Origin of the sequence: Streptomyces sp. NBC_01571, from assembly GCF_026339875.1 — a bacterium.
Classification (GTDB): domain Bacteria; phylum Actinomycetota; class Actinomycetes; order Streptomycetales; family Streptomycetaceae; genus Streptomyces.
In genome coordinates this window covers 259,128-280,006 of record NZ_JAPEPZ010000002.1, presented here as the reverse complement: position 1 = coordinate 280,006, position 20,879 = coordinate 259,128, and the positions used below count along the sequence as shown (strand labels likewise).

Annotated in this window: 19 protein-coding genes; 10 read left to right on the top strand and 9 right to left on the bottom strand. The window is 70.2% G+C overall.

All coding sequences use genetic code 11. The annotated features are described in order from the left end of the window. Positions 1 to 27: 27 nt before the first annotated feature. The 4 genes from OHB41_RS44460 to OHB41_RS44445 all read right to left on the bottom strand — a co-directional run bounded on the left by OHB41_RS44460 (position 28) and on the right by OHB41_RS44445 (position 3,666). Positions 28 to 261, bottom strand: a complete 234-nt coding sequence (locus OHB41_RS44460) for a hypothetical protein (RefSeq protein WP_266707166.1) — start codon at positions 259 to 261, stop codon at positions 28 to 30. Between the two features lie 19 nt (positions 262 to 280). After that, a complete protein-coding gene (locus OHB41_RS44455; protein WP_266707164.1) occupies positions 281 to 1,435 on the bottom strand; it encodes an inorganic phosphate transporter in 1,155 nt (384 codons plus the stop codon). Between the two features lie 164 nt (positions 1,436 to 1,599). Then, positions 1,600 to 1,845 (bottom strand): hypothetical protein, encoded by a 246-nt coding sequence (locus OHB41_RS44450; RefSeq protein ID WP_266707162.1) that lies wholly within the window; start codon positions 1,843 to 1,845, stop codon positions 1,600 to 1,602. A gap of 339 nt (positions 1,846 to 2,184) precedes the next feature. Beyond that, positions 2,185 to 3,666 (bottom strand): multicopper oxidase family protein, encoded by a 1,482-nt coding sequence (locus tag OHB41_RS44445; RefSeq protein ID WP_266707160.1) that lies wholly within the window; start codon positions 3,664 to 3,666, stop codon positions 2,185 to 2,187. 238 nt (positions 3,667 to 3,904) lie between these two features. On the opposite strand from OHB41_RS44445, the gene OHB41_RS44440 reads away from it, so the two are divergent. After that, complete coding sequence (locus OHB41_RS44440; protein ID WP_266707158.1) at positions 3,905 to 4,675, top strand: DNA topoisomerase subunit B; 771 nt, start codon at positions 3,905 to 3,907, stop codon at positions 4,673 to 4,675. A gap of 107 nt (positions 4,676 to 4,782) precedes the next feature. Here OHB41_RS44440 and OHB41_RS44435 read toward each other — a convergent pair whose 3' ends face one another. Then, positions 4,783 to 5,256 (bottom strand): hypothetical protein, encoded by a 474-nt coding sequence (locus OHB41_RS44435; RefSeq protein ID WP_266707157.1) that lies wholly within the window; start codon positions 5,254 to 5,256, stop codon positions 4,783 to 4,785. Positions 5,257 to 5,591: 335 nt separating this feature from the next. Between OHB41_RS44435 and OHB41_RS44430 the strand changes: the two genes are divergently transcribed. The 7 genes from OHB41_RS44430 (at position 5,592) to OHB41_RS44400 (ending at position 12,179) form a co-directional block, all read left to right on the top strand. Further along, positions 5,592 to 5,999 (top strand): hypothetical protein, encoded by a 408-nt coding sequence (locus OHB41_RS44430; protein WP_266707156.1) that lies wholly within the window; start codon positions 5,592 to 5,594, stop codon positions 5,997 to 5,999. A 279-nt stretch (positions 6,000 to 6,278) separates the two neighbouring features. Further along, positions 6,279 to 7,484, top strand: a complete 1,206-nt coding sequence (locus OHB41_RS44425; RefSeq protein WP_266707155.1) for a L,D-transpeptidase — start codon at positions 6,279 to 6,281, stop codon at positions 7,482 to 7,484. Beyond that, a complete protein-coding gene (locus tag OHB41_RS44420; protein ID WP_266707154.1) occupies positions 7,451 to 7,726 on the top strand; it encodes a hypothetical protein in 276 nt (91 codons plus the stop codon). Before OHB41_RS44425 ends, OHB41_RS44420 begins: the two co-directional genes overlap by 34 nt. A gap of 278 nt (positions 7,727 to 8,004) precedes the next feature. Continuing rightward, positions 8,005 to 8,795, top strand: a protein-coding gene (locus OHB41_RS44415; protein WP_526025073.1) for an IS5 family transposase whose coding sequence is annotated in 2 segments (ribosomal slippage) — positions 8,005 to 8,329 and positions 8,329 to 8,795 — 792 coding nt in all. Because the reading frame shifts where the segments join, the coding sequence is not laid out codon by codon here. 42 nt (positions 8,796 to 8,837) lie between these two features. Next, entirely contained in the window at positions 8,838 to 10,643 is a 1,806-nt protein-coding gene (locus tag OHB41_RS44410) for a TIGR03767 family metallophosphoesterase (RefSeq protein WP_266707153.1), read from the top strand. A gap of 181 nt (positions 10,644 to 10,824) precedes the next feature. After that, complete coding sequence (ribB, locus tag OHB41_RS44405) at positions 10,825 to 11,487, top strand: 3,4-dihydroxy-2-butanone-4-phosphate synthase (RefSeq protein ID WP_266707152.1); 663 nt, start codon at positions 10,825 to 10,827, stop codon at positions 11,485 to 11,487. Then, positions 11,484 to 12,179: an HAD family hydrolase gene (locus tag OHB41_RS44400; protein ID WP_266707151.1), complete on the top strand. Its 696-nt coding sequence runs from the start codon at positions 11,484 to 11,486 to the stop codon at positions 12,177 to 12,179. Before ribB ends, OHB41_RS44400 begins: the two co-directional genes overlap by 4 nt. Before the next feature lie 64 nt (positions 12,180 to 12,243). Here OHB41_RS44400 and OHB41_RS44395 read toward each other — a convergent pair whose 3' ends face one another. After that, positions 12,244 to 12,897, bottom strand: coding sequence for a DsbA family oxidoreductase (locus OHB41_RS44395; protein WP_266707150.1), 654 nt, complete (start codon positions 12,895 to 12,897; stop codon positions 12,244 to 12,246). A gap of 331 nt (positions 12,898 to 13,228) precedes the next feature. Further along, the gene (locus OHB41_RS44390; protein ID WP_266707149.1) at positions 13,229 to 15,040 is read right to left on the bottom strand and encodes an arabinofuranosidase catalytic domain-containing protein; all 1,812 of its coding nucleotides are present in this window, start codon (positions 15,038 to 15,040) and stop codon (positions 13,229 to 13,231) included. Positions 15,041 to 15,607: 567 nt separating this feature from the next. On the opposite strand from OHB41_RS44390, the gene OHB41_RS44385 reads away from it, so the two are divergent. Next, entirely contained in the window at positions 15,608 to 15,868 is a 261-nt protein-coding gene (locus tag OHB41_RS44385; protein WP_266707148.1) for a hypothetical protein, read from the top strand. A gap of 123 nt (positions 15,869 to 15,991) precedes the next feature. Further along, positions 15,992 to 16,336 carry a hypothetical protein gene (locus OHB41_RS44380; RefSeq protein ID WP_266707147.1) on the top strand — a complete coding sequence of 115 codons (345 nt, stop codon included), beginning with the start codon at positions 15,992 to 15,994 and terminating at the stop codon, positions 16,334 to 16,336. Positions 16,337 to 16,409: 73 nt separating this feature from the next. Here the strand turns inward: OHB41_RS44380 and OHB41_RS44375 are convergent, their stop codons facing one another. Both OHB41_RS44375 and OHB41_RS44370 read right to left on the bottom strand, forming a co-directional pair. Continuing rightward, positions 16,410 to 16,697, bottom strand: a complete 288-nt coding sequence (locus OHB41_RS44375) for an STAS domain-containing protein (RefSeq protein ID WP_266707146.1) — start codon at positions 16,695 to 16,697, stop codon at positions 16,410 to 16,412. After that, entirely contained in the window at positions 16,697 to 20,857 is a 4,161-nt protein-coding gene (locus OHB41_RS44370) for a SpoIIE family protein phosphatase (RefSeq protein WP_526025085.1), read from the bottom strand. The genes OHB41_RS44375 and OHB41_RS44370 overlap by 1 nt, the downstream gene beginning before the upstream one ends. Positions 20,858 to 20,879: the final 22 nt, after the last annotated feature.

Genomic DNA, 20,879 nt, shown 5'->3' with positions numbered 1-20,879 from the left:
CCCACCACTCAGGTTCTTCCCGCTGTGTCAGTGGAACTGCGGCACGATCAGATATATGCCGTACGCCACCACGGCCGCGCAGGCCAGGAAACAGAGGCCGGCCTGGGCGAACCCCAGGGCGTCGCTGCCGCCGCCGCTGTCACGCGTGCCCTCGACCCGGGCGATGCCCAGCACGCCGAGGGCGAAGACGACGACCACTGCCACGGTGACTCCTGTGCTCACCGCGGCGACTTCACCGAGTGCGGTCCAGTCGAGATGCATGTCCGGGACTCTCCTAGGCTCAGGCGGACGTACCGACGCCGGTCGGCGTCGCGGTACGGACGGAGACCTCGTGGTGGTCGTTGACGTTCGAGGCGTGTACGGGGTTGCGGCGGGAGGCGACGACGATGAACGCGGCGACGGCCGCCGCGACGAGCGCGATGACCACGGTGCCAAAGGTCCCGCCGTGCTTCACGACGCTCGCCGACACCCCGCCGACCAGCGCGGCGGCCGGCAGTGTGACCAGCCAGGCGACCGCCATGCGGCCCGCGGTGCCCCAGCGCACCTCGGCCAGCCGCCTCCCGAGCCCCGCCCCGAGAATGCCACCGGAGCAGACCTGCGTGGTGGAGAGCGCGAACCCCAGGTGGGCGGATGTGAGGATCACCGTCGTGGAGGCCGCCTCGGCCGCGAAGCCCTGCGGGGACTGGATGTCGGTGAGCCCCTTGCCCATCGTCCGGATGATGCGCCAGCCGCCCAGGTAGGTGCCGAGCCCGATGGCCAGGCCCGCGGACGCGATGACCCAGACCGGCGGACCCGCGTCATGGCCCAGCGCGCCCGCCGAGATCAGCGTCAGCGTGATGACGCCCATCGTCTTCTGCGCGTCGTTCGTGCCGTGCGCCAGCGACACCAGCGAGGCCGAGGCGATCTGCCCGAGCCGGAAGCCCTTCGTCACCGACTTCTCACGGGCCCGGGCGGTGATCCGGTACGCGAGGTAGGTGGCCAGCAGCGCGGCGACACCCGCCACGAGCGGCGACGCCACTGCGGGGATCAGGATCTTCTCGAGCACCTTGTCGAAGTGCACGCCCTGCTGACCCGCGCCGACCCACACCGCGCCGATGAGGCCGCCGAAGAGAGCGTGCGAGGAACTGGAGGGAAGCCCGAGCAGCCAGGTCAGCAGATTCCACAGAATCGCCCCGACCAGGCCGGCGAAGATCATGCCCGGAGTGACGAGGGTGTCGTCGACGATCCCGCCGGAGATCGTCTTGGCGACCTCGGTGGACAGGAACGCTCCTCCGATGTTCAGCACGCCGCTGATGAGGACCGCTGTTTTCGGTTTGAGTGCCCCGGTCGCGATGGACGTGGCCATCGCGTTCGCCGTGTCGTGGAAACCGTTGGTGAAATCGAAGGCCAGAGCCGTGACGATGACGACCGCCACGAGGAACGTGATGTGGTCCATTCCTCGATGGAAGCAATCGGAGGCGTACGGAGGGGGAACCGGAGGCAAAGCCCACGCATGGCCGAGTGGAGGTGAACGTGTGTTTGCGGTCGTATCGGGCAACGTTCACACGCGCCGGGACCCGAGGATCCGCCCGACCGTCCACGCGTACCGATGGCCGGTCACTACCAGCCCGTCTGTGCCGGGCCGAGGCTCAGGCCGGTAGCCCGTAGCCAGTCGTCCTGGACGTCCCGGTTCCTCGTGCCGATGGAGAGATGGACGGCGTGGTTTCCTGGCGCGGGCTCGGAACACTGCTTGGTCCAGGCGCTGTTGACGCACAGCTGTACGCCGCACAGCTTGGAGGCCGGCAGTCCGCGCGGGGCCGCGTACCAGTGGACGTCGAGCTCCAACGGTCCCGCCGCTGCGACCATCTCGTCGACCTCGGCCTCGGTGCAGTTGTCGAGGGATCATGATCAGTACGGAGGTCGTGCCATGACCGCCCTCACCCTGTCGCGCCCCACCGGGCACCACGACGAGCGATCGTTCCTCCTCCAGCGGGCGCAGCCCGCGACACCGGCTTCCTGCGCTCCTTGATCTCCAACGCGATAGGCGGAGCGATCATCGCGAGCGTCAGCGCGGCATTGGGCACGGTCACCTGAACGCCCCTCACGCGGCGGGAAATCTCCGGGCGCCGCCGGAGCAGTGGCGGTCAGGTGCCGTCCGTTCCGCTCGTCCCCAGGTCCGGCGACACCCAGGCCCTGGGGACGGGATCACGTGCCAGGGGGATTCTGGTTCGGCTCGACGATGTCCAGGACGGCCATCATGCCCATGTCCTCGTGGTTGAGGATGTGGCAGTGCAGCACCGTCCTGCCGGTGAAGTCGGTGAAATGGATGCGGATGACCGCCTCGCCGAGCGCGGGCACGTTGATGGTGTCGTACCAGCCGTGGGAAGGGTCGTGCGGTTTCCCGTCGATACTCATCAGCTGAAAGTCGTTGGTGTGGATGTGGAAGGAATGGTCTTCCTTCGCGCGGTTGCGGATGGTCCACTCCTCGACGCTGCCGAGGGCGGAAGTGAAGTCGACCCGCTGCGGGTTGTACATCCGGCCGTTGATGTAGAACTTCGTGCCCGCCCCGTTCTCCGTGTAGACGACGGTCTTGCGGGCCGCGATCGTCGCGTTGCTGAGGTCCTCGTGCGGGGCGAAGCCGGTCGGGAGGGCGGCGCGGCTCATGGCGGTGCCGCCGCTGACGACGGTGGCCAGGTCGGCTCGGGGGAATTTGTTTCCGGCCGAGCCGGTGTCGTACGGGAGGGTCTCCAGCCGGGTGGTGCCGGGTCGGCCACCCTGGACGAGCACGTCGAAGCGCGCGCCGGCCGCGATGACCAGAGTGTCCTGGTCGTATGCCTTGGGTACGGGGATGCCGTCCTGGGCGATCACGCGGAAGCGGGTGCCCGGGAGGTGGAGCTTGTAGTAGATGTTGGCTCCGATGTTGGCGAGCCGCCAGAGCTGGGTCTCACCCGGCCGGATGTTGATCACCGGGTTCCGCTGGCCGTTGACGGTGCGGTTGGTGGCCGCCCCGATGTGAAGGGGATGGGTCTTCACCGAATCGCCATGGACCTGGAAGTCCTTGAGCGCGATCGTGTGCTCGGTGATGCCGCGCAGCGCCGGGGGCAGGTACTTCTGCAGGCCGTCGACGATGATGACGCCCGACTCACCGCCTGCTACCTGCGGTGCGGACATCATGTCCGCGTGCGAGTGGTACCAGTAGGTGCCGGTCGGGTGGTTGGACGGCAGCTTGTACGAGTAGTGATACGAGTGGTTGTACTTGATGGCGATGAAGATGTCGTCGGCGGGGGCGCGCGGCGAGACGTGGAGACCGTGCGTGTGCAGGTTGGTGTCCTCGTCGATGCGATTGGTCATGGTGAGGTCGATGCGGTCGCCGGGCCGTACGCGCAAGGTGGGCGGCATGTAGGCGCCGTTGTACGTGGTGGCGTACAGCTGACGGTCACCCACCTGCACCTTGCGGCGCTCGACCGTGATGGCGGCCTTCAGGAGGCCTTTGCGGCTGACCAGCTCCGGCGGGTCCTGCAGTCGAGGGCCGGGCGCGGAACTGTGGGCTTCCCTCGGCGCGGGCTGGAGGGTGGAGCGGGACGGGCCGGTCGGTGCCCGGCTCCCGCAGCCGGCCGACCAGCCGGAGGTCAGGAGCAGGCCGGCGGCGAGCCAGGCCGACGAGGAGCGGATACGGGACCGGGGCACATCACTCCCAGGGAAGCCGAGCGACCGGGCGGAGTCACGCCCGGGGAGGCCGAAGCCACGACGGTCCACCGACGGCCCGTCGGCCGGAATGTAGGAAAGAGGAACACCGTCGGGCGACACGCCACGCCCGCGAAGCGGCGGCAACCACTCAAGGACCGTGCGACTTCCACACGGATGGCGGCAGTTCCGATGAGCACACAACTCCGCCTGGAGGATCCACACTTGGCTCGCTACAGCGGTGCCGAGGTACGGGGCGAGGGCCCGCCGGACGCACGAGTACGCGCGCGGTGTCGCGGTCGCCCCACCCGCCGTCGTGGAGCCGGTGCCGGGAAACGGCACGACCATCGCCTTCTGGCCCGACGCCGAGATCTTCGGGACGGCGCGGTGCTCGTTCCCCGTGCTGGCGGAGCGTTTCCGGCAGGTGGCCTTTCTCGACCGGGGCCTGAGGATCTCCCTGACCGACGAACGCCCGGCAGGCGAGGCCCGAGCGGTGCTGTTCCGCTTCCCTGACGGAGTGCGGGACTTCGTGGCCGCCCTCGACGCGGAGGCGGGGGCGGCTCTCCACCCGAACGTCATCGGCTTCGAGCGGGAGGACCCGCGGATGGCGGGGACGATGGAGGCGGCCCTGCTGTGGAACGGCTGCCGCGAGGAGCGGATGCGCGGCTTCGCCAACAGCCTGGCCACTGCCCAGGGTGGCACGCACGTGGACGGCTTCCGAGACCGCGTGGCGGCCGCGGTCACCGCGTACGCACGGGAACGGGGGCTGCTGGCGGCAGCGGACCCCGATCTCCGCGCCGACCGGGTCGGCGCGGGTCTCACGGCGGTCGTGTCGGTGAAGCTCGACCGACTCGAATTCCTCGGCGCCACGCGCGGGTTGCTGGGCAACCCCGACGTGCGGGTCTGTGTCGGGGAGGCCGTCCGGGAGTACCTGGGCAGCTGGTTCGAGGGGCAGCCGGAGCGGGCCGCGGAGGTCGTCGGCCGAATCGTCCGGGGCGTCCCTCAGGACTGAACGGCGGCGGACGGTCTGGCGGCCGGCCGCCGAAGTACGTCGGACCGGCGCACCGAAGGCGCAGCCGGGCGGCGCCCCGCCGCCCTTCGCCCACGAGACCACGAACGCTAACTCAGGTGATGCCGCGCCCAGTCGGAGACGCCGCTCAGCCGGGCGGCGGCTCTGGCGGGGTCGCCGGTTCGGGTGGGCTGGTCCACCTCGAAGTCGTAGCCGGTCAGGCCGCTTTCCTCCTCGACGATGCGAGCGATCCGATAGACCAGATTCATCATCTCGGGTGCCGCCGGCCCCAAGTGGCGGTAGGCGACCTCGATGTTGGCCGTGTCCCCGTAGTAGTCGAACTGCACGCGTCCCGGTGGACCGACCGTCTCGAAAGTCAGGCTGTACGGGTACTCCTCGGACTCGACGGATCCGATCTCCCGCGAGACCCGGTCCACGATGCGGCCCCACACGGCCCGTTGTGTGCCGGTGAGGCGGAGCTCTGGCGGGTCGGCATCGGGATCGGAGCCGGCGTGGAGGCGGTCGAGCGTCTCGTGAAGCGTCAGGCCCTGTCGCACCCGCACGAACGTGATGTCGTAGGTCACCGGGTGAATCTACGGAACTTCCGGTTCCGCAGCGACTCCATTGCCTCGGCCCGGCGCCCGCCCCCGTGAACGGATGCCACCGGTCAGTGGACACCTTCGCGGTCCGGCGCGGAGTCCATGTGACACGCGCAGTCCACTGCGGTGAAGGCCCCACAGGGACCAGCGGAGCACACGCGCCGTGAGCACGGGCCGGCCCGGATCGTGCGGGGACAGCGCCGCCGTGATGCCGAACCCGACAGGAGGGCTGTGACGGGCATCACACCCCAAGGTTCGAACTTCCAGGCTCGCCACGCATCTAGTCGGCGTCGGGTCACCGGGCGACTTCGGAACAGCACATGGCCCAGGTCCTGTTGTCGACCGCCACCGAAGCGCACGACGACGCTTCCTCGCTCACCGAGGAGAGCCGCCACGAGGCCGTGGCGACCCTCCAGGCGTCCGAGCGCGGCCCCCTGTCCCGGGAGATATCCGAGTTGTGGCCGGCTGGGACCGAACTGGTCGGCATCCTCAACCCGCAGGGAGAACGGACCCATCCCACCCCGGTCATGCGTCGGACGTTGGAAGCCGGAGTGCGTCAGCACGTGCGTCATGTGGTGGCCAGTCGCTCCATCACCATCTGGGAGATGGATGTCACCAACCCCGTGGGCGCCCTGAACCCCTGCCCGTCGACCCTGGCCTGGCTCATGTTCCGCCGTGACGGACGAGTCCAGAGGCTTCGGGTGGTCTTTCCCCAGCCGTCGCGCTGAGGACTTGTTCCCGCGGACGGCGGCGGGGCTCGGGATCGGCGTGACCGCCGGCTTTCCCTGGTCCCGTCACCGTCCCGCGGGACCGTGTGCGGGCCTTGCCGCAGCCTGACAACTTCCTGATATTCGCACGCCATGTTGGATCCGTGTCCCGCCGCGACCGTGAGTTCCTCGCGCGCGGTCCTGCGCCATCACGCCGCGCCGCGTCGGCACCGTGCCGTCCGAACCGGCACCGGTTCCCCGGAGTGGGACACACCACCCGACGCGAAAGACGGAGCTCCCATGCACCACACCCGCCCGGCCGCGGCCCTTGCCGTCCTGTCGATCTCAGCCTGCCTGCTGGCCGGCTGCGGCACCGGACCCGGAGGCGACAGCGACCGTGCACAGGCGTCCCCCGTCATGGCCGGAGCCCCGGACACCCCCCGCATACGCCTGAACGCCGCCGACGGACAGAAGCACGTCTCCGTCAGGCGCGGTGGCCGTGTCACGGTCGCGGCCGGGAAGATCACCAAGGTGTCCCTGGCCACCGCGAACGGCCGCGTCGTCCACGGCGCCGTCTCCTCGAGTGGCAGAGCCTGGGCGCCCGATGCCCTCCTCGACCATGACACCGCCTACCGGTTGACGGTGGTGGCCGCGGGAGCCGGGGGCCGCAGGGCGACGAAGGAGATCGCGTTCACCACGGTCGCCGCGTCCGACCGCTTCACCGGAACGATCACCCCGGGCAACGGCTCCACGGTCGGTGTGGGGATGCCCGTGTCGCTCACTTTCGACAAGGCGATCACCGACAGGAAGGCCGTGGAGTCGGCCATCGAGGTCGGCTCCAGCAGTGGCCAGACCGTCGTCGGCCACTGGTTCGGCGCGCGCCGCCTCGACTTCCGTCCGCAGCGGTACTGGAAGGCCCACTCCGTCATCACCGTCGGAATCCGCCTCGACGGAGTAAAGGGTGCCGAGGGCGCGTACGGCGAACAGGACAGGACGGTCCGCTTCACCGTGGGCCGCAGTCAGGTCTCCACCGCGGACGCCTCCACGCACCGGATGACGGTCGTCCGAGACGGCACGCCGCTGCGGACGTTGCCCATCACGGCGGGAGCCCCGAACTCGACCACGTGGAACGGCCGGATGGTGATATCGGAGAAGCTGACCAGCACCCGGATGGACGGAGCCACGGTCGGGTTCGCCGGCCAGTACGACATCCCCGACGTCCCGCACGCCATGCGCCTGTCCACCTCGGGCACGTTCGTCCACGGCAACTACTGGGGCGCCGACTCGGTGTTCGGGCACACCAACATCAGCCACGGCTGTGTCGGACTCAACGACGTCAAGGGCGGCAACGACTCCCACCAGGACGGCGCCTGGTTCTTCGACAACTCCCTCATCGGCGACGTGGTCGTGGTCCGGAACTCCGCCGACCGGACGATCGCCCCCGACAACGGCCTCAACGGCTGGAACATGCCGTGGGACCAGTGGAAGGCGGGCTCCGCGCGCTGACGCGGAGGCTGGACACACGGCTCCTCCCGTCGCGTCGGCCGCGGGCGAAGGCTCGGCAGAACCAGAACCAGAACCTGGAGCAGAACCTGGAGCAGCAGCAGCAGCAGGAGCAGGAGCAGGAGCAGGAGCAGGCACGGTCGGCCCGGCGCGGGGACCGGGTCGGGCCGACCGTGCTGCCGAAGCCCTTGTTCTGGGGCCGCGGGTGGCCGTACCCCGCTCGGTGGACGCCTTCCGCGTCTTGATCCCCGTGTCCGGGGACTGACGGCCCTCGCGTCTCGTCCGGCCGCAGTCGACGATCATCACGGCGCCGGACACCTCGAACGGTGATCCGGAGCGTGAAGATCGTCCGGCTGGTCCGGAACTGCTGTTCCGGCGGCGTTCACCGCGATGCCACGCCTGTGTCCCTGGGGCCTGAATGAGTGGTTCCGCTAAGAGGTCCTAACAGAAGTTGTTGATCATGTGACCTTCGGCTTGGACAGTCGTTGGTCCAAGCGTGGGGAAACGTCAGTCGCGGCCGTGGATCGTGTCGGATGAACTGTGGTCGCTCATCGAGCCGTTGCTGCCCGAGCCGGGACCCAAGCTGGTCGAGGGTAGACCAAGGGTGCCGGACCGGCAGGCCTTGTGCGGGATCCTGTTCGTGCTGCACACCGGCATCCAATGGGAGTACCTGCCCCAGGAGTTGGGCTTCGGCTCGGGCATGACCTGCTGGCGGCGCCTGGCCGCGTGGAACGAAGCCGGCGTGTGGGATCAACTGCACCTGGTGCTGCTGAAACAGCTGCGGGCAGCAAAGCAGCTGGACTGGTCGCGGGCGGTGATCGACTCCTCGCACGTGCGGGCGGCCCGGCGGGGCCCAAAAGCGGACCCAGCCCGGTCGATCGCGCGCGGCCGGGCAGCAAACACCACGTCGTCACCGACGCCCAGGGCATCCCGCTCGCGGTGTCGCTGACCGGCGGGAACCGCAACGACGTCACCCAGCTCCTGCCCCTGATCGACAAGATTCCGGCCGTCGCGGGAGTCGTCGGCCGACCCAGACGCAGACCCGATGCCCTGCTCGCCGACCGCGCCTACGACCACGACAAGTACCGGCGCCTGCTGTGGCAGCGCGGTATCCGCCCAGTCATCGCCGAACGAGGCGTCGAGCACGGCTCCGGCCTGGGAACTTTCCGGTGGGTGGTGGAGCGCACCATCGCCTGGCTCCACGGCTTCCGCCGCTTACGCGTCCGCTGGGAACGACGCGACGACATCCATGAAGCCTTCCTCGGCCTCGCCACCTGCCTCATCACCCACAGGCACGTCCAACGCCTTTGTTAGGACCTCTAAGTGAGTCACTCGGAGGCACCGGAGGGCTGCCCCATGACCGGGATCGAACCCGAGTCCACCATCAACCGCCGTCGTTTTCTGCTCGCGTCGGGCGCCGTCGCGGCGGCCGGAGCAGCCGGATCGGCCGGGGCGTTCCTGCCCCGGCAACGCCGGCCCCACGCCGCGGAGCCCGCCGTGCGCGCCGCCGCTCAACGGTCCGCGCCGCACGCGACGACCACCCTGGAGACGACGGCCCGCCTCGGCGGAGCCCCGCACACCGGCACCTACCGGCGGCTGGTCTCCGGCCCGGGCTGGCCCATGGTCGTACGGGAGGAGATCGCTCCACCCCGCGCGGGCCGCGAAGACCGGCGTACCCCGCTCGCGTGTTTCGTGCAGTTCACCGACCTGCACATCGCCGATGTGCAGAACCCGCTGCGCACGGAGTTCCTCCGCTCCCGCACACCGACCGCGTGGCGTGCCCAGGAGGCGCTGACCGTCGCGGGCGCCGTCGCGCTCGTGGAGCAGGTAAACAAGCTCGGCGGGGGCCCGCACTCGGGACTGCCACCGGCGTTCGTGATGACCACGGGCGACAACATCGACAACAACTCCGCCATCGAACTGGAGTGGTTCCTCACGCTGATGAACGGCGGCCGGATCACCCCCAACACCGGGGACCCGAAGACCTACGAAGGCGTCCAGAACTCCGGGCTTCCGCTGTACTGGCACCCGGGCGACCCGGCGCTGCGCGACCTCGACAAGCGGCGCGGGCTGCCGCTGATCCCCGGTTTCCTCGACGCGGCGACCCGCACCCTGACCAGCCCGGGCCTGCGGATCCCCTGGTACTCCACGGTCGGCAACCACGACGACCTGCCCGGCGGCTGCCTGTCGCCCGCCCTCGACGACTTCGCCGTCGGTTCCCGCAAACTGCTGTCGGTCCCCGACGCGGACGCGGCCGCCTACGCCAAGGCGCTCGGTTCGGGCGACGACCCCAAGAGCGAGGTGCTCACGGCGATCCTGAACAGGCACGCCGCCTCCGCGCGGACAGTGACGGCGGACGAGCGGCGCCACCTCTTCACCCCGCACGACTACCTGGCCGCGCATCTCGACCCCGCCCGCGCCGGTGCGGGACCGGTGGGCCACGGCTACACACCGGACCACCTCGACGGCGACCGCATGTACTACACGTTCCAGGTCGCGGAGAACGTCATCGGGATCAGCATCGACACGACGTATCGCAGCGGCCACTACGAGGGGTCCCTCGGCGGCGATCAGATGCGCTGGCTGGAACAGACCCTGGCCGCGCACAGCTCCCGCTCCTACGACGCGGACGGCCGTCTCGTACGCCGTCCCGGAGCCGACGACGCCCACATCCTGGTCTTCAGCCACCATCACAGCCCGAGCATGACCCGCCGCCCCGACGCCGCCCGTACGGACGAACCGCGCCACGACGGCGCCGAGGTCATCGCCCTGCTCAGCCGCTTCCCGAACGTGGTCGCGTGGATCAACGGCCACAGCCACGTCAACCGGATCACCCCCCACGCGCACGCGACGGCCGCCCGCTCCTTCTGGGAGGTCAACACCGCCTCGCACGTCGACTATCCGCACCACGCCCGACTGTTCGAACTGGTCGACAACAAGGACGGGACGGTGTCCCTGTTCACCACCCTCGTCGAGTCGGCCGCCCCGCACCGCACGGCACCGGACTTCGACGATCTCTCGGCGGTCGGCCTCGCGTCGTTGTTCCGGGAGCTCGCCTACAACGCCCCCGGTCTCGCCGACAGCATGCGGGCAGGTGTCCAGGAGGGATGGGCCGGAGGCGCGGGCGACCGCAACACCGAGCTGTTGAACGTCGTCCCGTGACCCCTGTCGGAGAGGGCACGCGCGCCTCCGCCGTCCTGTACGACCTCGGGCGGAGACCGCGGCTTGTCTGAAGAATCGTTCTGTTGGTGTACAGGTTTCTCGAGCTTGTTTGTTCGGTTACCGATGCATCCGCAGCAAGAACGATTCCCACGATGGGTTGATCGCCGTGACGTCAGCATCGGTGCGACAGTCGCTTGACCTGCTCGCGGTCGCCGTCGACGATCTACGAGCCGGGCGACCGGTCATCGTGGTCGACGACGCGGACCGGGAGAACGGAGGTGACCTGGTCATGGCGGCCGAGTTCGCGACCGTCGAGACCATGGGCTTCTTCGTCCGCTGGACCAGCGGGCTGATCTGCGCGCCGATGGCCCCCGAGGTGGCCGACCGGCTGGAACTGCCACTGATGGTCCCGCCCGCTCCGGGCTTCGACACGGTCACCGGAACGCCGGCCGACATGGCAGTCGAAACGACCGCCTACACCGTTTCCGTGGACGCGGTCGGGGTCGGCTCGGGAATCTCCGCCGCCGACCGGGCACTGACCGTGCGGACCCTGGCCGACCCCGGCACCCGGCCCGACCGGCTGGTCCGCCCCGGGCATGTGTTTCCGCTGCGCGCCCGCCCCGGAGGGGTCGCCGAGCGACGTGGGCACACCGAGGCCGGTGTCGACCTGCTGCGCCTGGCGGGACTGTCGCCGGTCGCGGTGCTCAGCGAGGTCTGCGAGGACGACGGCTCGGTCGCCGGCTCCGCCCGGTTGCGTGCCTGCGCCGACGAGCACGGTCTCACGCTGGTCTCGATCGAGCAGCTGGCGAACCGGCTGCGGCTCTCGGGCACGGCGACGGCGTGACCCGCGTGCTCCGAGCGACGGTGTTCGACCTGGACGACACACTGATCGACACGGGAGACGCCTGGGGGCGGGTGTGCGCGGACTTCGTCGCCCGTCACGGTCACCGCTGGCGCGCCGAGGACACCGCCGCGCTGCACGGCAACGGCAGCTGGGCTTCGTACGTCAGCGGCCTGTGCGGCGGTGCGGCCGGCCCCGCCGAGGTGGTCGAAACCTGTGCGGCCGCGATGGTCGACGAATGCGCCGCGGGACGGGTGAGGGCGCTGCCCGGGGCGGTGGAGCTGGTCCTCGAAGCCGGACGGCACGGGCCGGTCGGCGTGGCCACCGCCAGTCCCCGCAGCTTCGTCCTGGCGGCCCTCGAAGGGCTGGGCCTGCTGGCGGGGCTGCGCGCCGTCGTGTGCGGCGAGGACGTGGTCCGGGTCGAACCCGCGCCGGATCCGTACCTGCGCGCGGCGGCAGAGGTCGGCGTCCCGCCGTCCGGTTGTCTGGCGGTCGAGGACTCGCCGAACGGCATCCGGTCGGCGGCCGCCGCCGGCATGTGTGTCCTGGCCGTCCCGCGCGGGGGCACGACACTGCCGGACGAGGTCGCCCACCTTTCCGCGGCGCGGGCGAACGGCGCGGCGGAGGCCCTGCCGCTGCTGACCCGGCTGCTCGCGGCCCGGCCCGAGCTCCTGATCCATGAAGGCGCTTCATGAAGGCGCTCCATGAAACCGCGACCGGCAGAGGGGCCGGTTCCGTCGCGGTGTCGCGCGGCTTCGGTCAGGACCTCTGCTCCGCGGGCTGACCCGCCCAAGCCTGCTCCAGCGCCCGGGTGAACCCCTCGGGCGACTGGACGCCGCTGACGCCGTAGCGCCGGTCCAGCACGAAGAAGGGCACTCCGCCGGCGCCGAGGTCGGCAGCCAGGCGTTCGTCGGCTCGCACCTCTTCGGCGTACGCGTCCGGGTCGCCGAGCACCGCCCGTGCTTCCGTCTCGCCCAGCCCGACCTCGACGGCCAGGTCCACCAGAGTCTCGGTGTCGTAGATCGAGCGCTCCTCCGCGAAGTTCACCTGGAAGGCGAGATCCGTCAACTCGTCCTGGACGCCACGGGTCTTGGCGAAGTGGAGGAGCCGGTGCACGTCGAAGGTGTTCCCGAAGACCCGTCCCCCGACGCGGAATTCCAGTCCCACGGATCTCGCCATGTCGGCGGCCTGCTCCTCGCGGGCGATCTGTTGCTCGCGCGTGCGCCCGTACTGGGCCGCGACCGCTTCGATGATCGGCACGGCACCGTTCTCGGCGCGTGGATTGAGCTCGTAGGACCGGTGCACCACCTCCACCTGATCACGGTGCGTGAAGGCGGCCAGCCCCTGGTTGAAGCGGGCACGGCCGACGTAGCACCAAGGGCAGGCGATATCGGTCCAGATCTCGACACGCATGGGTGGCATCTCCTGTGTTGTCCGCGCGGGCGGCGCGTAGGCGGAATCGGCCGGCCGGGGCGCGTGGTCCCGCCTGACGGAATCCTGACGGGAAGGGTCACGGCCGAACCGCGACGGTTTGTGTAACGGTCAACCAGACAGTAGACGACCGATCGTCTACTAGCAACCAGTGGATGGCGCGACGGAGGGTAGGCGGGGCAGGTAAAGGGTGCAGTTGACATGGGCACGGACGTTCGCTCCCGGGTGCTCGGCACCGGGGCGCCCGGCCGGACCGCTCTCGTCCGACCGGGCGCCCCGGCCTCGTGCGAGGAGCAGATGCACCGACCGCTGCTCAGCCGAGCGCGAACTTCTGGGCGGCGGATCCGTTGCAGTCCCAGATGCGCAGGCGGGTGCCGTTGGCGGTGGCGCCGTCGGGTGAGTCGAGGCAGCGGCCCGACTGCGGGTTGAGGAGCGAGCCGTCGGCCTGCTGCTGCCAGATCTGACCACCGGCACCGTTGCAGTCCCACAGCTCGACCTGGGTGCCGTTGGCGGTTGCGTTGCCGTTGATGTCGAGGCAGCGGCCCAGGGTGTGCAGCCGGCCGTCCGAACTGTGGAACCAGTGCTGGTCGACCGCGTACGACTGGCAGCCCCACAGCTGTACGGCGGTGGCGTTGGACCCGATGTCGTCCCCGGCCACGTCGGCGCAGGTGCCGCCCGGACCCGCCACGGGGGCGCCGCCGTTGACGGCGAACTTCTGGGCGGCGGACCCGTTGCAGTCCCAGATGCGCAGGCGGGTGCCGTTGGCGGTGGCGCCGTCGGGAGAGTCGAGGCAGCGGCCCGACTGCGGGTTGAACAGCGAGCCGTCGGCTCGCTGCACCCATTTCTGGCCCCCGACCCCGTTGCAGTCCCACAGTTCGACCTGGGTGCCGTTGGCGGTGCCGTTGCCGATGATGTCGAGGCAGCGGCCGATGGTGCCGAGGGATCCGTTGGCGTTGTGCGTCCAGTGCTGGTCCTCGGCATAGGACTGGCAGTTCCACAGGCCGACGGCGGCACTGTTCACGCCGGTGTCGTCCGCGCTGACGTCGACACACTGGTTGCCCGGGCCGGTGATGGTGCCCTGCGGACCGTTCGGGACGCTGGTCTGGCCCGAGTAGCCGACGGAGACGATGTTCGCCTGCACGGCGTTCTCGGCGGCGTCGGTGGGATAACCGGCGACCATGACGCCCTCGAAGAAGGACCCCATGTTCCAGTTGCTGTTGTCGCCGCCCGTGCCCAGGATGATGCCGCCCTCCTGCTGCATCGGCCGGTATCCGCCCCGCGAGGGCAGGGCCCCGTCCCACCATGTCGTCAGCCCGCCGGACTGGGAGTTGCCTCCCTTCAAGGCGTAGGTGGTCTGACCGTTGTTCTTGAGGACCGCCGTCACGTACGTGCTGTTGTTGCCCTTGTTCGCGGTGTTGGAGCCGTTGTCGCCCTGGAACATCCCGTTCTCCAGGTCGGCTTCGACCCACGGTCCGGAGCCGCTGCAGGGCGCGAAGTAGCAGGTGGTGGCGATGGACACGGCGTCCATGTGACCGTTGCCCGTGTCGGCGGGCGTGGACTCCGCGTTCCCGTAGTCGAAGCAGCAGGCGGAGCCGACGTGGGTGCCGCTGGCGACCATGTACGCGCCCTCCGGCTGCCCGTTGACGGCGACACCCGACGCGGCACCGTGCGAGCGGTAGCCGACGCCGGGGGAGACCCAGATCCCGTACACCTTGTGGCCGCCCGCGGTGACCGACAGCTCGCTCGCGTCCGCGCCCCGGTCGGCGCCCATTCCGGCCGTGCCGGCGGGGCCGGGAAAGAGGTCGTTGTGGCGGGAGGTCTGGTCGTACACCTTGGAGATGCTGCACGTGGTGTTCGCGCAGAAGGTGTCCTGCTGACCGGCGTTGGCGTAGCCGCCGGCCGACAGGAGTCCGATGTCGGTGCTCGCGCCGTCGGAGACGCGGGTGACCTGGTAGAGCGGTCCGCCGTACGCGGAGAACAGCGCGCGGGTGGTGCTGTGGGCGGCGACGCACGGGGTGCCGGCACCGGCGTAGAGGTCGCAGGGCTGTGATCCCGCCGCCTGGGCCACGCCGGGGAGGCCGACCAGGGCGGTGACCAGCAGGCCGAGGGCGGCGGCGACGGACATCAGGGCCTGTGCGAGTCGGCGAGCGGGCCCGGCCGGGTGCGGTGGGTGGAGACGCGAGGTGGCAGATCTTCTTCTGCGCATAGGTGCTCCCAATGGGGGGATGGAGCTACAACTCGCCCTTGGGGCAGCTGAGTTGACGCTGCCTGGCGACTGCGTCGGAAGCTACGCGCGCTGGTTGATAGCGTCAATATTTGTCGCTTTTCTTTTTTCCTGGCTCATTGTCGTGTCTGAACGTGTTGCTTTGCGGCGATTGATGCAAGGGGGACCTGTCGCGCCCCCGAGAACCCGTCGCGACGCGGCGAACGAGGCGCCCGGCCGGTCCGCACGAGCGAGGCCGCGATGTGCGGCCTCGGCCCCCTCGTTGGGCGGGTGCGGACGCTGGGGTCACTTTCTTGCGGCGGCCGTCCTTTACACCGGGCACCTCCGGCCGGCACACCGTCCGGGTGCGGATGAGCTCCGGGCGGCAGAGCAGGTGACCAGCCCCGGGGCGACCCGGTTGCGGCATCATCGCCGGCCGCAGGGGTACCTGCGTCCCATGCCATCCCTGCGCCAGGAAGTGAGAACGCCATGAGTGAACGCCGCGTGGAAGCCCCTGGGAACGGTGGGGCACCGTCGTCGAAGCCGATCCCGAGGGACCTGCCCGATCAGCAGGCCACCTCCGACGAGGACCCCTGGGACGTCGTCGGTGTCCCGACGCGGGCCGCCGCCGACCAGGAGCCCGATCCTGAGATTCCCGATACGGACGAGGCCGGGACCGGCCGCAGGGGCGCGTCGCACTCCGGCAGCGAACGCCCGGCGCATCCCGTGCCCGACGAACCGCCCGCCTGACCGCCCCCCGCGGGGCGGGAGTTCCGGCGGGTGCAGCCGCCACGGGGTCTTCGCGGCGGCCGACGCCTCCGCCGAGGATCCGAAGCGTGTCGTCGACCCTCAGCAGAAAGGAGTGTGACCCCGATGGTCACTGTGTCCCTCACCGGAGCGTCCAAGGAGGACGCGGCCACCGTCTTCGACGTCCTGCGGACGGCGTTCCCCGTCGACCGGCCCCCGGACGCCGTGCCCCAGGAGCAGCCGGGGGACCACCCCGCCGTATGGACGGCGCAGTTCGTGCCGACGCAGGAGCGCATACCCACCGGGCCGGCCCGGCTGGAGGGCTCGCTCACCGCCACCCTGCAGGGCGGCTATGTCGCCGTGGACCAGCTCTGCGAAGCCCTGAGAGCGGCCTTCGCCGTGGACGAGGAGGGCACGGCGTCGGGAGACCAGGAGAAGGAGGTCGACCTGCGCCTCCGAACGAAGCGGTAGTGACACGGGGACCGCGTCGCACGGCCTGCGCACACGCCTGAGCGGCGCCCGCCGCCCATGCTGCCGGATGAGGTCACGCCTCCTGGACGGTGGTGAGGTCGGCGAGTCCGGAGAACATCAGGACGGGAGTGAGCAGCGGGGCGGTGATGAGCTCGATGCGGTCCGCGTGGGCGAACAGGACGCTCAGCCCGGCGCTGTCGAGATAGTCGATCTCGGTGAGGTCGATGACGACACGCCCCGGCATGTTCTCCAGTGCGGAGGCGAGCGCGTCGGTGTTGCTCATGTCGATCTCGCCGGTGGCCTTGAGGAACGCGGTTCCGTCCGGCCGGTGCCCTGGGGTGAGGGTGAGGGGTGTGGTCATCAGGAGATCCTCGTGTGCATGTCGACAGTGGTGCCGACTGGTCCAGGGGTGATGGTGACCTGTTGCATCATCGCTCGCATCAGGGCCACTCCACGGCCGCGGTGCGCGTTGGCCTCGGGTTGAGGAGTCTTCCAGCGTCCGGTGTCGGCAACCGTCAGCCGCAGGTTGCCCACGAGGGCTTCCGCGCGCAACCGCACGGTCTGCCCCGGGGCGTGACGGTGACCGTGCTCAATGGCGTTCGCGCAGGCTTCCCCCGCGGCGACCAGCACCCTCTGTGCCGTGTGGGGCGGGAGGTCGCACTTGGCCAACCAGGTCCGCAACGCCCTGCGCACCGGGGCGAGTTGCTCCGACTCGGCCGGGAACGTCAACTCCAGGGGCGCGGGGTGACGGTAGAGCAGGAGAGCGACGTCGTCGTCGTAGCCGTTCGCCGGGGCGAGGCGTGTCATGACCTGGGTGGCCAGCTCGTCGACCGCGGTCTCCCGGCCGTCCTGGACGGCTTCTCCCGCCTGGTCGATGCCGGTGGTCAGCGGGCGCCGACGGCGTTCGACGAGGCCGTCGGTGTACAGCAGCAGGGTGGCGCGGGCGGGCACGGTGCACTCCGCCTGCGGCCGCTGGGCACCGGGGCGTACGGCGAGCGGAGCGTACCGACCGCCGTCGAGGAGTTGGGTGGTGCCGTCGGGGTGGGCCAGGATGCCGGGCGGATGTCCGGCGCTGGAGTAGGTGAGGTGACCCGTCTCCGGGTCCAGCACTCCGCAGAAGACGGTGGTGCACAGGGCGCCCTGTACGCCGGCCGCGAAGTGGTCCAGCGCCATCAGGGTCCGGCCGGGATCCGAGTCCTGGAGCAGCAGGGCCCGGCAGGCGCTGCGCAGTTGACCCATCACGGTGGCGGCTTCCAGACCACGGCCCACACAGTCGCCGACCACGATGCCGATCCGGCCGTTGGGCAGGGTGATGGTGTCGTACCAGTCGCCTCCTACCTCCAAGGGGCGGGCGGCGGGCTCGTAGCGGACGGCGAAGCCCTCGGGCAGCTTGGACGGGCCGAGGATGGCCCGTTGCAGAGCCAGAGCGGTCTCCCGCTGCTGATCGATCTGGTGGGCGCGGGCGAGACTCTGGGACAGGTGCCCGCCGAGCAGCGACAGCAGGAGCTGGTCCTGGTCCGTGAACGGCCGGTGCCGGTGCAGGTCGAGCCAGATGACCAGGGGACCGTCAGGGTGTTCCAGGGTGATACCGGCCCCGGTGGCGTCGGCGAGCGGTGTCAGCGTCGGCCCGTCCCGCAGCGCGGTCAGCGCCGCACGCCGGTCCTCGTCCAGGGTGCTCCAGGCCAATGATGCGTCCGAGCCGCTCAGTTGAGGCCCCTGGTCCGCGGAGAACACCACGGCGACGACGCGCTGGGCGCGCCACAGGGTCTCCAACTCCTGCAGGGCTCCTGCCAGGGCCTGCGGAAGGCTGGTGGCCTGGGAAAGACGCATGCTGAGAGCGGCCAGAGCGGTCTCTCGCTGGATCGCGTAGTGCTCCGCGGTGGCGTCCCGGAAGGTTCCCACGGTGACGGTGCGTCCGGTGTCGGGGTCCTGCGCCTGGTTGAAGGAGGCACTCGCCCACAGCCGGTGTCCGTCGCGGTGCGTGACGGGGATGGTGTAGCTGCCCCGGCTGTTGGCCAGCAGACCGGAGAAGGCCTCGGCGACCTGCTGGTGGGCGTCGGCGTCCGCTTCGGCGTCCGGCCACCAGGGGTGGACGGGCGCGTAGGGCAGCCCCTCGGGCCCGTATCCGAGGATGTCGGTGAACGCGGTGTTGATCTCGATGACCGCGCCGTCCTCGTCGCAGACGAAGAACGCCTCCTGCAGGGAGTCGACGAGCGCGGTGCGCCAGCGGGCATGGTGGTTGCGCAGCCGCGAGAGGTCCAGGTTGGCGCGCACCCGGGCGAGGAGTTCGGCCGCGGCGAAGGGCTTGACGAGATAGTCGTCAGCGCCCGCCTGCAGTCCCTCGATGGACGCTTCCTCGCCCGCGCGGGCGGACAGCAGGAGGACGGGGACGGCCGCGGTCCGCGCCTCGGCACGCAGTGCCGTGACGAGGGCGAGTCCGTCCATGCGGGGCATCATGACGTCGCTGACGACGAGATCCGGCGGCTGCGCGCGCACGGCCGACAGAGCCTCCACGCCGTCGGTGACCGTGGCCACTTCGTACCCGGCTCCGGTCAGCAGCCTGGTGAGGTACTCACGCATGTCGGCGTTGTCGTCGGCGATCAGAACCCTGGCGGCCGCGACCGGTTCGACGGAGGACGTGTCGACCGACGGGTCCTTGACGCCCTGGGGGACCGCGTCCGTCCGCTCCCCGGGCAGCCAGCGCAGGGCTTCCTCCACATACGGCGCGGCCGCGGCGGGTATCGCGTCCCGTCGGGTGCCGGAGACCAGACTGTCGGGCGGCAGATGCGCGGTACCGAAGGGCAGACGAATGGTGAAGCGGGTGCCCTCGCCCTCGGCGCTGGACGCGGTGATCGTGCCTCCGTGCAGGGTGACGAGTTCCTCCACGAGGGCGAGACCGATGCCGCTGCCCTCGTCGGAGCGGGACCGGGCGTTCTCGATGCGGTGGAAACGTTCGAACAGGCGCGGCATCTCGTGGGCCGGGACACCGATACCGGTGTCCGTGACGGTCACCACCGCCTCGCGGCCGTCGCTGCGCAGCCCCACAGCGATGGAACCGCTGAAGGTGAACTTCAGGGCATTGCTCAGGAGGTTGAGGATCACCTTCTCCCACAGCCCGCGGTCGACGTACACCGGGTTGTCGAGCGTCGGGCAGTCGACCGTGAAGGTCAGCCCCGCCTTCTCGACGGCCGAGCGGAAGACGCTGGAGAGCTCGGCGGTGAGCGAGGCCAGATCCACCGGCTCGTACTGGGCCTGCATCCGGCCGGCCTCGATGCGCGAGAAGTCCAGCAGGCTGTTGACCAGCTTGCCGAGCCGCAGCCCGTTGCGATGGATGACGTCCAGCTCCGCCCGGACCTGCGGATCCGACTGGGCCAGCCGGCCGCGCAGTTCCTGCACCGGGCCCATGATCAGGGTGAGGGGGGTGCGGAACTCGTGGCTGATGTTGGAGAAGAACGTGGTCTTGGCCCGGTCCAGCTCCGCGAGCACTTCCGCACGCCGCTGCTGCGCCTGGTAGCTGCGCGCGCTGGCGATACCCGCCGCGATGTGTCCCGCGGCCAGCTCGACGAAGCCCCGGTAACCGCCGTCCAGTGGCCGGTAGCGGTTCAGCGCCGACACGAGGAATCCGTACGGAGCGCTGCCGGGCTGCAACAGCGGCACCACCAGGGCCTGTGTCGGGGGCTCCTGCCAGCTTCCGGCGGGCAGCGCCGAGGCCGGAACGCCATCCAGATCCATCAGCACCGCTTCGCCCTGGAGCAGCTCGGTGACGGGCCACACCGTCCCGGCGCCGTCGGCGGGCAGCGTCCGCGGAGCCACGGGATCTCCCGCGCTCACCCCGGTCGAGGCCGCCAGCCGGGCGGAGCCGTCCTCCTCGAAGATGTACGTCAGGGTGAAGGGAAGATCCTGCGGATTGTGCTCCAGCTGCCGGCCGGCGAAAGCCAGCATCTCCTTCTCGGTACGCACCACGCTCGGATCGGATCCGAGATCACGCAGTGTGGCCATCCGTCGCTCGCCGATGACCCGCTCCGTGTCCTCGCTGACCACGCACAGCATGCCGACCACGCGGCCGTCGTCATTGTGCAGGGGACTGTAGGAGAAGGTGTGGTACGACTCCTCGGGGAAACCCGAGCGCTCCACGAACAGCAGGAGCGCCTCGTCCCAGGTCGCCCGGCTCGTGGTCATCACCGTGTCGATCCGCGGGCCGATGTCCGGCCAGATCTCCGCCCAGACCTCGCGCGCCGACCGTCCCAGGGCCCACGGGTACTTCCCGCCCAGGGTGTCGCTCCGGTACGCGGCGTTGCAGAAGAACGTCAGCTCCGGGCCCCACGCCATCCACATGGGGAACCGTGAGGACAGGAGAATGCTCACCGCCGTCTGCAGGCTCTGCGGCCAGCCGGACGGTGATCCGAGCGGCGTCGCCTCCCAGTCCACCGAGGCGAGGTCACGCCCGACCTCGCTGTCGGCGGCGAAGACATCGATGCCCGCCGCCGGTCGTGCCTCAGGCTCGGGCTTCTCGGTGCCCACTCGACATCCCCTCGTTCCTGTC

Coding starts and splice junctions, on each gene's coding strand:
- OHB41_RS44395 (WP_266707150.1), bottom strand. CDS start 12,897: ATGCGTGTCGAGATCTGGACCGATATCGCCTGCCCTTGGTGCTACGTC.
- OHB41_RS44460 (WP_266707166.1), bottom strand. CDS start 261: ATGCATCTCGACTGGACCGCACTCGGTGAAGTCGCCGCGGTGAGCACA.
- OHB41_RS44455 (WP_266707164.1), bottom strand. CDS start 1,435: ATGGACCACATCACGTTCCTCGTGGCGGTCGTCATCGTCACGGCTCTG.
- OHB41_RS44375 (WP_266707146.1), bottom strand. CDS start 16,697: ATGACCACACCCCTCACCCTCACCCCAGGGCACCGGCCGGACGGAACC.
- OHB41_RS44390 (WP_266707149.1), bottom strand. CDS start 15,040: ATGTCCGTCGCCGCCGCCCTCGGCCTGCTGGTCACCGCCCTGGTCGGC.
- OHB41_RS44430 (WP_266707156.1), top strand. CDS start 5,592: ATGGCCCAGGTCCTGTTGTCGACCGCCACCGAAGCGCACGACGACGCT.
- OHB41_RS44450 (WP_266707162.1), bottom strand. CDS start 1,845: ATGGTCGCAGCGGCGGGACCGTTGGAGCTCGACGTCCACTGGTACGCG.
- OHB41_RS44385 (WP_266707148.1), top strand. CDS start 15,608: ATGAGTGAACGCCGCGTGGAAGCCCCTGGGAACGGTGGGGCACCGTCG.
- OHB41_RS44410 (WP_266707153.1), top strand. CDS start 8,838: ATGACCGGGATCGAACCCGAGTCCACCATCAACCGCCGTCGTTTTCTG.
- OHB41_RS44425 (WP_266707155.1), top strand. CDS start 6,279: ATGCACCACACCCGCCCGGCCGCGGCCCTTGCCGTCCTGTCGATCTCA.
- OHB41_RS44380 (WP_266707147.1), top strand. CDS start 15,992: ATGGTCACTGTGTCCCTCACCGGAGCGTCCAAGGAGGACGCGGCCACC.